The sequence below is a fragment of the Siccirubricoccus soli genome (assembly GCF_024178315.1).
In the GTDB taxonomy this organism is placed as follows: domain Bacteria; phylum Pseudomonadota; class Alphaproteobacteria; order Acetobacterales; family Acetobacteraceae; genus Siccirubricoccus; species Siccirubricoccus soli.
In genome coordinates this window covers 1-915 of record NZ_JAMZIK010000072.1, presented here as the reverse complement: position 1 = coordinate 915, position 915 = coordinate 1, and the positions used below count along the sequence as shown (strand labels likewise).

The 915-nt window shown below is 76.6% G+C and carries 1 protein-coding gene; it reads right to left on the bottom strand.

The window, feature by feature from the left end:
* Positions 1-145: 145 nt before the first annotated feature.
* On the bottom strand, positions 146-915 hold a 770-nt coding region (locus NJ376_RS12595), incomplete at its 5' end, for a tripartite tricarboxylate transporter substrate-binding protein (RefSeq protein ID WP_252953618.1).

Sequence of the window (915 nt, the reverse complement as noted above, 5' to 3'; positions counted from 1 at the left end):
GCCTGGCGTGGCGGTGGCCCTGGCGCGGCGCCGAACTGGCGCCGAGCGGCGCCGCGGGATAGGGCGGCGCGGGCCGAGCGGCGCGGCTCGCGCCTGCTACATCCGGCAAGCGCGGCGGAGGCGGCGGCAATTCGGGCCGCCCTGGCTACCCGGCGCGCGCCCCGGTGGCCCGCAGAATGGGCCCCCATTTGTCGCTTTCGGCCCTGAGGAAGCTGCTGGCCTCCGCCGGCCCGCCGCGCAGCGGCTCCAGCCCCGTCTCGATGTAGCGCTGCTGCACGGCCGGGTCGGCCACCGCCGCCTGGGCTGCCGCTGCCAGCGTCTCCAGAACCGCAGGCGGGGTCCCGGCCGGCGCATGCAGCGCCTGCCAGGAGGAGGCGGCATAGCCGGCGACGCCCGCCTCGGCGAAGCTCGGCAGCTCCGGCAGGTAGCGGGAGCGGTGCGGGCTGGTGACGGCGATGGCGCGCAGCTTGCCCTCCCGCACCAGCGGCGCCAGCAGCGTCTGGCTGTCGATCATCAGCTCGGCGCGGCCGGCGACGAGGTCGGTGACCGCCTGCGGGGTGCCCCGGTAGGTCACCGTGGTGAACTCCACCCCGGCCAGGGATTTCAGCAGCTCGCCCGCGAGGTGGGAGGCGGCGCCGATGCCGGTGGTGGCGAAGTTCGCCTCCCCCTTCCGCGCCTTCAGCCAGGCGAGCAGGGAGGGCACGTCCTGCGCCGGCACGCCGGGATGCACGGCGGCGAGGAAGGGCTGGTCCCCGAGCAGGGCGACCGGCGCGAAATCCCCGATGGGGTCGAAGCCGAGATCGGGGTAGAGCGCCGCCATCACCGCATGGGCGGCGCCGGAGAGCAGCAGGGTATGGCCATCCGGCGCGGCACGGGCCACGGCGCGGGCGCCGATGGTGGCGCCGGCGCCCGGCA